Annotated in this window: 9 protein-coding genes; 4 read left to right on the forward strand and 5 right to left on the reverse strand. The window is 60.6% G+C overall.

Features of this window, described 5'->3' with window-relative positions; translation table 11 throughout:
• Window positions 1-18 precede the first annotated feature (18 nt).
• The 4 genes from BP869_RS10805 to BP869_RS10820 form a co-directional block, all read right to left on the reverse strand.
• Window positions 19-2298 carry a PAS domain S-box protein gene (locus BP869_RS10805; protein WP_342679572.1) on the reverse strand — a complete coding sequence of 760 codons (2280 nt, stop codon included), beginning with the start codon at window positions 2296-2298 and terminating at the stop codon, window positions 19-21.
• 151 nt (window positions 2299-2449) lie between these two features.
• Window positions 2450-3976, reverse strand: coding sequence for an MFS transporter (locus tag BP869_RS10810; RefSeq protein ID WP_342679574.1), 1527 nt, complete (start codon window positions 3974-3976; stop codon window positions 2450-2452).
• Window positions 3977-4316: 340 nt separating this feature from the next.
• On the reverse strand, window positions 4317-4892 hold the full coding sequence (locus tag BP869_RS10815) for a DUF2115 domain-containing protein (RefSeq protein ID WP_342679575.1): 576 nt from the start codon (window positions 4890-4892) through the stop codon (window positions 4317-4319).
• A 13-nt stretch (window positions 4893-4905) separates the two neighbouring features.
• Complete coding sequence (locus BP869_RS10820) at window positions 4906-5574, reverse strand: glycosyltransferase (protein WP_342679576.1); 669 nt, start codon at window positions 5572-5574, stop codon at window positions 4906-4908.
• A 337-nt stretch (window positions 5575-5911) separates the two neighbouring features.
• Here BP869_RS10820 and BP869_RS10825 point away from each other — a divergent pair, with 337 nt between their 5' ends.
• Window positions 5912-7054: a glycosyltransferase family 2 protein gene (locus tag BP869_RS10825; protein WP_342679577.1), complete on the forward strand. Its 1143-nt coding sequence runs from the start codon at window positions 5912-5914 to the stop codon at window positions 7052-7054.
• A 9-nt stretch (window positions 7055-7063) separates the two neighbouring features.
• Here the strand turns inward: BP869_RS10825 and BP869_RS10830 are convergent, their stop codons facing one another.
• Window positions 7064-9577: an oligosaccharyl transferase, archaeosortase A system-associated gene (locus BP869_RS10830; RefSeq protein ID WP_342679579.1), complete on the reverse strand. Its 2514-nt coding sequence runs from the start codon at window positions 9575-9577 to the stop codon at window positions 7064-7066.
• A gap of 95 nt (window positions 9578-9672) precedes the next feature.
• Between BP869_RS10830 and BP869_RS10835 the strand changes: the two genes are divergently transcribed.
• Genes BP869_RS10835 through BP869_RS10845 form a run of 3 tightly spaced genes read left to right on the forward strand, consistent with a single transcriptional unit; the run spans window position 9673 to window position 13170 of the window.
• Entirely contained in the window at window positions 9673-10812 is a 1140-nt protein-coding gene (locus BP869_RS10835; RefSeq protein ID WP_342679581.1) for a glycosyltransferase family 4 protein, read from the forward strand.
• 37 nt (window positions 10813-10849) lie between these two features.
• Window positions 10850-12079, forward strand: coding sequence for a GDP-mannose 4,6-dehydratase (locus BP869_RS10840; protein ID WP_342679583.1), 1230 nt, complete (start codon window positions 10850-10852; stop codon window positions 12077-12079).
• The gene (locus tag BP869_RS10845) at window positions 12076-13170 is read left to right on the forward strand and encodes a glycosyltransferase (protein WP_342679585.1); all 1095 of its coding nucleotides are present in this window, start codon (window positions 12076-12078) and stop codon (window positions 13168-13170) included. The genes BP869_RS10840 and BP869_RS10845 overlap by 4 nt, the downstream gene beginning before the upstream one ends.
• Window positions 13171-13175 lie beyond the last annotated feature (5 nt).

Consider the following 13175-nt stretch of genomic DNA (forward strand, 5'->3'; position numbering starts at 1 on the left):
ATCCCTTTTTCACCTCTCTTAATCGAAGAGGCCGTATTGTCTTTTGAGCACGTCCCTCACTTTGTCCGACTCGACCCATCCCCGGTCGAGTCCGGAGACGATCCTGTCGATCTCGCGCGCGAGTTCGATGATCTTCGGGGATAGCGGCGAGTCCTCAAGTGCGGCAAATCCGATGATCCCCTGGAGAGGGTTCCTGATCTCGTCGTTCAGGACGGCGAACTGCCCCATGTTCTTTTCGATCTGTTGATAGGCCCCCCGCGCCTCCTCCTCCATTCTCTTCCTCTCGGTGATCTCCCGTGCGATGGAGAGGACGACGTCCTGGCCGTCCTGGGTGAAGAGGTGAAGATTGACCTCGACGGGAACGGTCCGTCCGTCTTTGTTGCGGAATGCCCCCTCAAACCTGTTATGGTTGGTGGAGAGGAGGGCCCGGGTAATTTCGCCGACACGCTCCCCTATGTCGGCGTCAACAATGCTCTCCAGGGGCATTCTGAGCAGTTCATCGTAGGGATACCCCAGCATCGCGACGGCGGCGTCGTTTGCCTCAAGGATCCTGACCTCTCTCTCCGGTGTCGGTATCTCGGTGACGATGATGGCGTCTGTCACGTTTTTGAAGAACTCCCTGTACTTTTCCTCGCTCTTTGCCAGGGTGTATTCTGCCTGTTTCCGTGCGGTGATGTCGATGAGGGTGCCGACCACTGCCGGCTTCCCCTCGTAGAGATGGGACGAGCAGAAGACCTCGACGATGATAGGACACCCATCGTGTGTCTTTCCCGGGAGTTCTGCATGAATAGACGCGTCCGGATCCTTCATCAGGAGGTCCCACGCCTCCCTGCCCTGCAGGGAGAGGAGAGAACTGAGCCTGATATTTTCAATGAGTTCTTCTCCTCTAAAACCGAAGATCTCGCAAAAGCGTGGGTTGACCCGTTTCAGGAGGTCGTCCTGAACAACAAAGACTCCTGCAAGAGATTTCTCGACAGGCTTGCGGTATATCTCCTCTGCTCTCGTCCTCTGGATGGCCGCCCCGATAAGCCGTCCCACTGCAGGGATTGCATCCAGTTCTGCAGGCGACCAGAGGTTTTCTTCGGTGCAGTAGTCCATGCCGATGAATCCCCACCATTGCCTCTCCACAAAGATCGGCGCCGCCACAAGGGAGAGGATCCCCTGCGGCTCAAGATATGCACGTTCGATTGCGGGGAAGGTACGGACAGGTCCGGCGACGACCCCCCCGGCAGAGAGGACCTCCTGCCACCGCGGGGCTGCTGCGCGATAGGGCAATGCTTGCAGGGCAGGGTTTTCGATCTCTCGTGACGTCCTCTCTCCTGTCCACTCCTGCGACTGGGTCATCAGGATCTCGCCGGTGGCGTGGTCGACTGTGTTCTTGAATACATAGACCCTGCCTGCTCCGGTTGCCTCGCCAAGTCGCCTGAGCACGCCCGGTATCTCGTCTTCCCATGCAGAAGCGCCCAGGAACCTTTCCGCGGCATAGTTAACAGCCTCCAGTATCTGTTCTCTCCTTTTCAGTGCCCTTTCTGCGGCGTCTTCCCGTGTCCTGCATGCCGGGGCGGTGGTCTCCCCCTGGTCGCTTTGCCCCGGAGCGCCTCGACCTGATTGAATGATGGGTGTTGCCGGGGTGTGCCCGTATGTTTCAACAGAAATCGTGTGTTCTGGCGGCTCACTGTCAGGCCCGCGTCCGGCGAGATCGGGGGAGATGTTTTCCGCGGCCATCTCCCTGATGATGCTGCCCGCCACCTTTCCAATGGTTATGAGGGCTGAGCGCTCTTCCGGCGTGAATTCATGCCTTTCTGTGCTGGCCAGATTGAGTGCCCCGATCATCTGGTCCCCCACGCTGAGGGGGATGCTGGCGAGGGAAACGATGCCGGGCTTTCGAAACTTTTCCGGACATGCCCTGGCATAGTCCGCCGTGAAAGTTGCTCTTCCTTCACCGAATATGGTATCATGGGGCGGGGTGTGGGTCCTTATCTCTTCGATGTCCCCGGGCCATGCCTCCGGGATGCCGGAAGTGCTGACTATTCTGGCCACCCCTTCCTCTTCCATGACCTGGTAGATCCATCCAATCGGGAAATTCAGGGTGTCGAGTGCCGATCTCAGGACAGACCGCAAAATGGCGGGCGAACTCTTACTCCCGGTAAATGATGGGCTTTCGAGTTCGGCATGGCTGGATAATGGTTCGTTCCGCTCTTCTTCCTCTCCCGGCAGGCCGGCTGCCCTCTCACAGGTGCCGGCAACGGAAGGGGTTGTGGCGGGTACTCTTCTGATCTCTTCCCTCTGGCAGGGCATGTTTTCATCTCGCCCGCGGGAATGGGTCGCGGGTGTACCGTGAATGCACTCAATTAATATATATACTATTCTATCTCGCCATCGCCACAGAAATAGGTATTATTATATAATTCAAATGTAATTGCCCAGGCTCATGGATCGGGACAAGGTATCACTCTTCCGGGATGCCCTTTACTCTGTTCTCCCGGTCATAGGTGGCCTCCTCCAGTTTCTTCTCCTGCGACTTGAGTATCCTGGCGACAGGGGGCCGTATCATCGTCCGCAGCCCTCCCGCGGTCGAGAGGTTGCGCATCTCCCGCCGCACCTCTGCGAGGAGTTCGTGGATGACGATCCGCTCCTTCACCTCCCCTTCTTCATGAACGGCAGAGAGCCGGTGGAGGGAATACAATCCGATGATGAAGGCGAAGAAGAAGAAGAAGTCCCAGTGCTGGAAGTCGAGGGTGTTCAGGACGATCGTGCCTGCCGGGTCTGTCCAGGTGAGGGTGAGGGACGCCTCCCGTGCGGCAAAGAAATCGGCGAAAAGCCCGCCGACGATGGGGGCGACCCCAGCGGCAAGGTAGTTGGTGATGCTCGCGGCGGCGATGTACGAGGTGGCATGACCCTGGGGAGCGAGTTTGAGGCCGATGTAGTTGGTGGAGAGGGTGACCCCTGCCGTCGAGATGCCGGTGAGGATGTGAATGACGATGAGGAGGGGGATGGTGAGGAAGTACGGCTCGGGAAGGGTGGTGAAGGTCCAGGCCAGGATCGCGATCATGAAGATCGGGCCGCTGATCTGGAGGACGGACTTATGACTGAGACGGTCGGCGGTATGTCCCCAGACCTTGAACGAGGCGACCGAGGCGATCTGGCTGAGCACGGCGAGGGCGATCACCCACCCGATGTCCATACCGAGTCTCTGGAGCATATAGACGGTGAAGAAGGGGGCGGCGAGGTTGATGGCGAAGTTCCAGGACCCGAGGAAGGTGAGAAGGTTCCGGAAGTTCCTGTCAGAGGCCGGTTCCTTCAGGATCGTGCGGAGTTTCGGGGCCTCTTCCTCCTGGATCAGGGGTTCGGGAGTTCTGGAGAGGAGGTAGACGCCGACCATGCCGGCGATGTAGCCGCCGAAGAAGAGGACGGAGTAGGCGGTGAGTTCCCCTCCCGTCTCCGTCTTCCAGAAGTCGATGAAGAAAGCGGCGGCCAGAGAGAGGATGATGGCGAGGATGGTGGAGAGGCGCATCCTCCTGGAGAAGAAGTCCCCGATCTCGGTCTGCGGCAGGAGGTCGTGGATCCATGAGTTCCATGCGCAGTGCGAGATCCCGGAGAGGATGGAGTAGCAGCACATCGCCCCGACGAGTGCCCAGACCGCTGTCGACGGCGGGACGACGAAGGGGATGGCGGCGATGACGACCCAGAACGATCTTGCCAGGAAGGAGGCCGTGACCGTGAGGCGCCGGCGGTTCTTGATCCGCGTCACCAGGTAGACCGACGGCATCTGGAAGAGTTCCGCGAGAGGCGGAATGGCGGCGAGAAGCCCGATGATCGTGTTCGATGCCCCGAGCTGGAGGGCGAAGGCGACGAGGAAGACCCCGCCGGTGAGGGTGACCATCGCCTGGGTGACCATCCCCTCCTGGAGGACGAGGCGGAGACCTCGCCTCCGCTCGTCCATGCTCATGTTCTCGGTCGGGCTCAGATCTGGCATTCCCGCACGTTCCCCCTGTATACGTGAAGGGTCTGTACCGCGCTATGAAAGCGTTGTGAAGGGATCAGAATGATTTATATATGAGGCGGCCTTGATGATGCGCCGCTATTCTTAACAAAATTCTGGATTTCGAGGGATATCTGGCGAAGAAAACAGGTAAGATTCTCCCGGTGGCCAGAAATATATCTCATTGGCAATATTTTGTGGTCTGAATCGTTGCGAGGCCCGAAGCCAGCATGGAAAAGACGGAAACAGGCGTGCTCTGCCATACCTTCCTCATGTTCGGGATCGGCACCCTCGCGGATCTGGACGATTTATCCGACGACCAGCGGGGGAGGTCTCACACCCCCTCCATCTGCCGTGCCGGGCAGACATTGCAGATGGAGAAGAGCACTTCTTCCTCCTTCTCCCGGATCGGGCAGTAATAGTTCTCCCCTTTTTTTTCGACGGCAAAGCCGCCGGGGAAGGGCGTGCCGACAGGGTGGCCGGGCCCGCCCTCGACAAACATCACAAAGCCCGTCATCAGGTAGTAGAAGAGTGTGTGGTGGGGATTTTTCAGGCCGAAGTCCGTATCCCCGTCTTCCAGACATCCCGGGACGATGAGGGCGACGAACGCGTCAAAACGTTCCCGGTCGGCAATAGGGCCTTCAAGAGTTGCAAAAGCCCCTGTTCGGTGGCCGAGCATCAGGCGGTGGTAGGCGCCGAAGAGTTGCGCCTCGAAGTACGGCCGCACCCGGGAGCGGTACGGCTCGGGCAGGCGGTCGACCTCCCTTTTGACCCCCCCGCCGATCTGCTGGAGATCGAAAAGAGTGTACCGCTCCGCCTCGACGGCGATCGCCTCTGCAAGATCGCCGGGGCTCCTGCACCGGGCAAGGCGGTCGGCAGCTTCATGGATGCGGTCTTCGGGTTCGGGCATGGAATTCTCGGGGTCATCCCCACCGGATCTTCATGAGACTGACAAACATCTTCCACGAATACGACAATCTGAAGGTCGACCCTTCCGAGTGCTTCCAGGTGATCGGGTACTCCCTCACCGTATACCCCTTCTTTTCCAGGCGCCAGAGGATCTCAAGGTCTGTCTCAAAGCCCCTCCCCTCGAGGTCGTCGATGATATCCATGACCGCCTCCCTCGTGAACACCTTCGCACCGCATTGCGTGTCGTTGAAGGGAAGGCCGAAGAGGATGTGCGCAAAGACGATATTGAATATCCTGCTTATCGCCCTCCGCATAAGGGGCTGTTTGATGGTGATCTTTGATCCCTTCAGTCTCCGCGAACCGATCAACCCGTCTGCTCCGTCCAGGGCATCGAACATCCCCTTTATCTCGGCAGGTTCGGCCGATTCGTCCGCGTCGGCAAAACCGATCCTCTGTCCGTGAGACGCCCTGAAACCCTCGATGATCGCGCCTCCCTTCCCCAGGCGCTCCTGATATCGCAGGAGTCTGATCATCGGGTTCTCTTTCGAGACCTCGTCGACGATATCCGCAGTGCGGTCGGCCCCGTCGCAGACGACGATGATCTCGTGCCCGGAAAAAGCCTGAATAAAAGTAGAGAGAACCGACCTGATCCTGGTCTCTTCGTTATATGCGGGTATGATCACTGAATAAAGGTCTTTCTGCCCCATGTATGCCTCAATCCGCCCTGTTTCGATGGTGAACGCGAGGACGATCCTTCCTGTCAGATCATCGGCGTAACCCTATATACGGTTTCGTATGGAGCGAATCGACACCCGGATTGAAGAAACGGGCCTCTTTTTCACAGACAACCGGCCGCTCTGTCTTCCCCCCTCAGGAGACGATGGCCAACACCGCCGCCTGCCCCTCTTTCTCCCGTCGTCAGTCACCCTCTGCCGCCTGCGACACTGTCGTACCCCCCCACTTCCGGCAGGTCTCCGGCGACACTATATAGGGGCAGAATAACCAATGATCTAGATACCCATGGACAGATCTCCTCCGGCGCTTTCTGTGGTCCTTCCGTCCCTGAACGAAGAAGAGACCATCGCCGACTGCATCACAAAGATCAGGCAGGTCTTTGCAGACCTCGGCACCGAGGGGGAGATCATCATCGCCGATTCGTCCCGGGACCGGACCCCCGAGATCGCGGCCTCTCTCGGGGCCATCGTCGTCAGGCCCGAGAAGATGGGCTATGGCAACGCGTATCTTGCCGGCCTCGCACGGGCCCGCGGGACGTACGTCGTCATCGGGGACGCCGACAACACCTACGACTTTCTCGAAATTCCGCAACTACTGGCGCCGCTGGATGCCGGGGCCGACATGGTGCTCGGCTCGCGTCTCCGGGGGACGATCCTCCCGGGCGCCATGCCCGCCCTCCACCGCTATATCGGCAACCCTGTCCTGACCTGGCTCCTGAACCGGGTCTTCCACACCCACATCTCAGACTCCCATACGGGCTTTCGTGCGATCCGGCGGGACGCCCTGGAGTGCCTCCACCTGAAGACCGGGGGGATGGAGTTCGCATCCGAGATGATCATCGAGGCGGCGATCGCCGGACTCCGCATAGAAGAGGTGCCGATCACCTACCACCCCCGCCTCACCCCCTCGAAACTCCAGAGTTTCTCTGACGGCTGGCGGCATGTCAGGTTCATGCTCCTCTACCGGCCCGTGCCGTTCCTCGCGGTCCCGGGCCTCTTCTTCGCCTTTTTCGGTCTCTCGCTGATGCTTCTCTTCCTTGTGCGGGGCGATGTCGAGACCTACCGCTTCCACTCCTTCATCCTTGCGTCCCTGGCCTTCATCGGCGGGCTGGAGGGCATGCTGATGGGGCTCATCATCAGGGTCTTCTCCGTCGTCCACGGCTACGGGCGGCAGAGTGCGGCCATATCGAGGCTGTTGAACTACAATATCCTGGAGTGGGGGATTGCCGGCGGCAGTCTCATGATGACGGCTGGCGTCATCGTCGGCCTCGGCATCGTCTACCAGTGGGCCGCCGCGGGTTTCGGTTCTCTCTCCCAGATTGCGAATGCAGTCTGGGCCCTCGCCCTCTTCCTCGCCGGGATCCAGATCCTCTTTGCGGCGGTCTTCGTCAGCATGATGCTCCTCAAGGCCGATCAAAAAGAGGAGTGACAGGGGATTTTACCCGGAGAGGACAGCCTCTTCCGTCACCGTGAAGGAGGTGTCTGTCCCGGCGATCCTGTACGGCCCCGTCGCCCTGACGCCGCCGTTCTCGCTTTCGGTGGCGTACGGCAGGACAAATGTCCCGTTCACGCTCTGCTGCCTGTAGGTGAATGCACGGCCGCTGTTCGTGACAAGAGGCAGTTCAACGACGCCATCTCCTTTCACGACCGCACCCGGTACATGCTCGAAGACCTTGATGCTTGTCGCCACATCTGCCGACGACTCATAGATCAGGCGGTAATGCCCGAGGGCAGGAACCGTGTCGAGAGGCCGGGCCGGGCTGTCGCTGAGCACGACGGCGCCCTGTCCCGACGGTGCGCTGAGGGCATACACCTCCGCCTTCTCCCTGATCTCGTCCAGCGGTCCGCGGAACACCTGCCTGATCTGGGGGTACCCCCGCGTGGCGAGGGTGCTGTTGTCATACGCGACGCAATAGGCCTCCGACGGTTCGGTCATCGACCCGTCCAGTATCTGCAGCCTGGTCGCCATCGTGTGATAGTAGGGAGCGTCATAGACCCACGCAATCTTCTGTCCTTCTGTCTGGGCGGCGTTCGGCGGCAGGAAACCGCGTGCGTACGGGCGCATCCCTGCTCCGGGGTTTATCCAGGACGCGATGGTGGCGAACTTTCCTGTCATGGTCCTGCCGTCGGTGATGATATAGCGTGACCCCGCCACCCCGACCGCGTCCTCGGCCTCGTCCTCGGTCGTCGCCATGAAGAAGGTGGCCGCACCGCCCGGGCCGACGACATTGTCCTGGAAGGGGTTGGTGTTGGGGATACGCCCTGCGAGATAGGTGATCCAGTGGCCGAAGTCCCACCATGCCATGACGCCGTAGGCCTGCTCAGGATACTGGAAAGTCTCCTTCTCATAGACCCCGAGGACGTCCACGCCCGGGTCGGGTGTGTGTGTGCCCAGCCATTCCAGGGTCTCCTGCCACTCGTTCGAGACGATGGCGGTGCTCTCTGCATGGCTCCCGAGCGTGATGTCGTTGCCGGCCGAGGTGACGACGAAGGCGGCGGCAAGGACGATGACAACACTGAGTGTGGCCATCTTTCCATAGGGTGCATCATTCGTTGCCTTTTTCTTTTTCGAACCTTTGCTTTGCTTTTCGGTCTCCCCGCCCGACAGCCCGCGGAGGTACCCGATCGTCTCCCGCCCGCCGTACTCAACGGCGGCGGCGATGACGAGCGCCGCAAGCAGGGCAACGACGGCCGAGAGGTAGTACTCGTACCTGATGTGCTGGACCGCGGCCACCAGGATGAGGGCCGACCAGACCAGGACGAAGAGGGACTCCGGCCTTGTGCTCTTGAGTGTGCGGTACCCGAGGACCCCGAGGCCGCCGACGAGGAGGATGAGGCCATAGTTCAGGCTCGTCCAGGCGAGTGCCGCGTTCCAGGGCTCCATCTCCCTGATGAGCGAGGTCTCGTGGACTGTCCCGAAGAAGGTCGTCAGGTTCTGCCAGAACATCCCGGACAGTACAGGGTCGACGACGCCGAGGAGAACAATCGACCCGATCCCGAGTGCACCGATCGCCGCGGGGTACTCCCACCTCTTCCCGGCGAGCACGCGGGAAAGGGCGTACAGGACCGCGGTCGCCGCGATCAGCATCAGGTAGGCGATGGGGTGGGCGACCGAGTAGGTCGTGAAGGAGAGGACGTCTGTCTTGACCCCGAAGAGCAGCATATACAGGGCCGGGATGCCGAAGGCGACACCGTTGACGAGCAGGAGGTACTCGCCGTGCCGTCCCTCCCCGTGCTCCCGCACGAACTGGAGGACGGTGAATGCCCCGGCAATGAGGGCGAAGAGGATCATCGTGGGGGCGTTCAGCAGGCCGAGGAGGTACGCGACGCCTGCCGCCGCCGAGAGAAGGAATGCGTTCCTGAGGACTGCCCTGTCAGGAGACGGGAAGGAGAGGCCCGAGGCGTACCCCAGTGCCGCGATATAGCAGAGACAGAAGAGCGTGCTGAAGAGCACCTCGCTCACGTGGTGGTCGACGAAACCGAAGACCGAACGGTAGTAGAATGCCAGGGATACGAAGGGGATCAGACCGGCGGCGACGATCCCGGTCTTCCAGGACTCAAGCTGCCGCCCGAGGAGGTATATCACCGGCACCATCGCCGCCGCCATGACGGGCGGGATCCATGCCGCCACATAGACGAAGTCCGGGCGTGCCGTCGCCCCGGTGAGGACGCACGCGGTCGCGGCGATGAAGGGGAAGAGCGGGCCCCAGCCAATCTCTTTGCCCGTGGGGTAGGCGGTCATCGGGTCGAACCAGGAGTACAGGGGATAATGGGCAGCCATTGCCTCGATCTGCCTGAGGGTGTACCAGGTGTCCGAGCCGATGACGACGGTCACGCCGTCCCTGACGAGGTACGCCGCGGGCAGACTTCGTATCCAGAGGGCGACGAGCATGAATACGAAGAGGAGAGCGATTATGATAGTACGCCGGTTGCGGGCGATATCAAGAGACATTGCTGGATGGTTCTTTTCTTTCCTATATAGTGGTGTTGTCTTCGTCTCCGGCGAATGTCTTTTCACTCCCTGCGGCCCATCACTGCATAAAAGGAATGGAGTTCCTGCCGTCGATGAAGATCGCCTATGTCTATGATGCCGTCTACCCGTACGTGATGGGGGGTGTCGAGAAGCGGATCCGGGAGGTCTCCACCCGCCTTGCGGCGCGGGGCCACGAGGTTCACCTCTATGGCATGAAGTTCTGGGACGGTCCCGATACGATCGAGGAGGACGGCGTGGTGCTCCACGGCGTCTGTGCGCCGGTGCCGCTCTATGCAGGCGGGAGGAGATCTGTTGTGCAGGCCCTCCGCTTCGGGCAGGCGGTCCTCGGCCCCCTCCGTGCCTCTGGAGCCGATCTCATCGACTGCCAGAACTTTCCGTACTTCTCCTGCATCTCGGCGCGGGCGGCGGCCTCTGCCGGGAAGGTCCCCCTGGTCATCACCTGGCACGAGGTCTGGGGCGACTACTGGCAGGAGTACCTCGGCCGGAAGGGCGTCGCCGGGAGGGCGGTCGAGAGGTTCGTTGCGACTCTGCCAGACCGCCACATCGCGGTCTCCCCCTCCACCGCGTCGGCCCTCGCAGGCCTCGGCGTCAGGGAGGGGGTCGAGGTCGTCCCGAACGGCATCGACCTCGCCCGCATCGCGGCGGTGCCGCCTTCGGCCGAGGCCACCGACGTCATCTTCGTCGGGAGACTGATCCGGGAGAAGCATGCCGACCTCCTCGTCGATGCCCTGGCCATGGTCAGGGAGGAGGTCCCCGACCTCAGGGCCGTGATCGTCGGCGACGGCCCGGAGAGGGCCGGGGTGGAGAGGCGGGTGCACGACCTCGGGCTCGCCGGTTCGGTATTCTTCACCGGTTTCCTCCCCGACTATGTGTCTGTCATCGCCGCGATGAAGGCCTCGAAGGTCTTTGTCCTCCCCTCGACGCGGGAGGGCTTCGGGATCGCGGCCCTGGAGGCGATGGCCTGCGGCCTCCCCGTGGTGACGGCGGACCACCCCGGCAATGCCGTCCGGGATCTGGTGGAAGAGGGGGTGAACGGTTTTGTCTGCGGGCTCTCGGCGGGGGAGATCGCGAGGAAGGTGTTATTCACCTTGCAAGAGGGTGCCGATCTGAAAAAGAGTTCCCTGGATATGGCAGGGAGATATGCCTGGGACACCGTCGCCAGACATCTTGAACAGGTATATAAAAAAACATAGACAATAGGCATGGCATAAACTGCAGGTCAGGGTTTCAATGAAGTGGAATGAAAAGAACGTTCTTATCACCGGTATCAGCGGGTTTGCCGGTTCATATCTTGCACGGCACCTGCTGGACGAGGGTGCGAATGTCTATGGCCTGATCCGCCGGCGGGCAGACGGATCGATCCCGAAGAATATCGCCGAGAAGGATATTGCGGGTGGGATCCGCTTTATCGAAGGGAACCTCGAGGATATTTCCGGCCTTGCCACCGCCCTCGATGTGGCCGAGCCCGATGTGGTCTTCCACCTTGCCGCTCAGTCCTATGTCCCGCGTTCGTTCACCCACCCGGTCGAAACGGCGCAGATCAACTCGATCGGCACCAATAACCTTCTCGAAGCCATCAGGATGAAGGACTGCGACCCGACCATTGTTTTTGCCGGGTCGTCCGAGGAATACGGGCTGGTCTTCAGCTCTGAGGAGCAGTACGCACGGGCAGAGGAGAAGTACGGTGCGATCTTCCCGCAGCCGACTGTCCTTCCCGAGGTGCCCATCAAGGAGACGAACCCCCTCAGGCCGATGTCGCCCTATGCGGTGAGCAAGGTCTATGGCGACCACCTGATGAGGAACTACTTCTACACCTACGGCACGAAGGCCATCGTCTCCCGTGCCTTCAACCACGAGGGTGCCGGCCGGGGGATCATGTTCGTCACCTCCGTCGTCACCAACCAGGTGGCGAAACTCGTTGCCGGCGAGATCGATCGGGTCACCATCGGCAATGTGAACGCCTTCAGGGACTGGTCCCATGTCCGCGATGTCATCAATGGCTACTGCCTCCTTGCAGAAAAAGGAAAGCCGGGAGAGGTCTACAACCAGGGTTCGATGCGCACGACCTCGGTCCTCTCTTATATCCTCCTCAGCCTTGAGGCGGCAGGGATGCCTGTGGACAGAATCGAGACGTTCAAAGGAGAGAAGTCCGTGGACAACCCGACCGGCAGAGACACGGCGGAGATGTTTGGCGTCCGCTTTGACAAGACGAATGTCGACCGGATGCTCCTCGAAGGATCGATCGACTACACTCTCGCCGACCAGGGGATCACCGCGGTCTGCGGCGGTCGGAAGGTCAGGATCTCCTTTGACGAGGCGCGGTTCAGGCCTGCCGAGGTCCCGATCCTGATGGCCGACATCACGAAACTGCAGAAACTCGGCTTTGTCTCGACGTACAGTGTTGGAGATATCGTCAGGGACCAGCTCAACTACTTCATGGACGAGAAGAAGCGGGCATGAAGACTGCCATCTTCCATGATTATTTCGGGGCCATCGGCGGCGGGGAGAAGGTCGTCGTCACTCTTGCAGAGGTGCTCGGTGCCGACATCATCACCACCGACGTCGATGCCGTCGAGAAGATGGATATGTCTGTCCCGGTCATCAGCCTGGGGAAGACGATAAAATTTCCCCCTTTGAAGCAGATCTCCGCAACACGATCTTTTTCCTCCTGTGATCTCTCGGATGACTATGATTTTTTTATCTTCACCGGGAACTGGAGCCATTATGCGGCACACTGTCATCACCCGAATCTCTGGTACTGTTATACTCCGGTACGGGCATTCTACGATCTGTATGACACCTTCCTCCGGCGGCAGGACCCGGTGACCAGGCAGGCCTTCCGCCTCTGGGCAGGCGTTCACCGGAGACTGGACCAGCGGTCGGTTCGGCAGGTCGACCGCATCGTCGCGATCTCGGAGACGACCAGGCAAAGGATCCGTGCCTACCACCAGCGGGAGTCTGACCTCATCTACCCTCCCGTGGACACCGCGAAGTTCTCCTGCAGGGAGTACGGGGACTTCTGGCTCTCGGTGAACCGCCTGTACCCGGAGAAGCGGATCGAACTCCAGATCGAGGCATTCCGCCGGATGCCGGAGGAGAGGCTGATCATTGTCGGCGGGTATGCGGCAGGAGATCATGCCGCAACGTACGCCGGCAGGATCCAGGACAATCTGCCGCCGAATGTGGAGGTCAGGGGCGAGGTCCCGGAGGCAGACCTGCTCGACCTCTACTCCCGGTGCCGGGGCCTTGTCTGCACCGCGATGGACGAGGACTTCGGCCTCACGCCGGTCGAGGCGATGGCGAGCGGCAAACCTGTCGTCGCCGTGGACGAAGGGGGCTTTCGGGAGACCGTGACTCCGGAGACAGGGGTGCTCGTGGAGGCGGACGTGGCGAATATCCGCGACGCCGTCCTTGCCGTCTCGAAAGACCCGGAAGAGTACAGGGAGGCATGCCTGGCGCGTGCAGCCCTGTTTGACATTTCGCGGTTTTCAACTTCTATCCGGGAGTTGGTTGCCGAATCGCTTATGCAGACAGAAGATAAGAGTACATAAGAGGT

The sequence above is a fragment of the Methanofollis sp. UBA420 genome (assembly GCF_002498315.1).
Classification (GTDB): Archaea; Halobacteriota; Methanomicrobia; order Methanomicrobiales; family Methanofollaceae; genus Methanofollis.